This window comes from Enterobacter cloacae complex sp. P14RS (assembly GCF_014895895.1).
In the GTDB taxonomy this organism is placed as follows: Bacteria; Pseudomonadota; Gammaproteobacteria; order Enterobacterales; family Enterobacteriaceae; genus Enterobacter; species Enterobacter bugandensis.
Genome location: NZ_JADBQM010000038.1, coordinates 1 through 217 on the forward strand (window position 1 = coordinate 1; position 217 = coordinate 217).

Consider the following 217-nt stretch of genomic DNA (forward strand, 5'->3'; position numbering starts at 1 on the left):
TCCCGGATGCACCATTTACTATTTCTGAAAGCAGTTCCCGATGCATCCGTAGCTCAGCTGGATAGAGTACTCGGCTACGAACCGAGCGGTCGGAGGTTCGAATCCTCCCGGATGCACCATATTCTCCGAGATAACAGCGATGCTGTTTTTTCAAGGTCTGCGAGTTAATCGCAAGCACCAGGGAGGATAACGTTGCTTTAGCAACGGCCCGAAGGGC

1 tRNA gene is annotated in these 217 nt (G+C 52.5%); it reads left to right on the top strand.

The window, feature by feature from the left end:
* Positions 1–42: 42 nt before the first annotated feature.
* A tRNA-Arg gene (locus tag IM295_RS22875) sits at positions 43–119 on the top strand.
* Positions 120–217 lie beyond the last annotated feature (98 nt).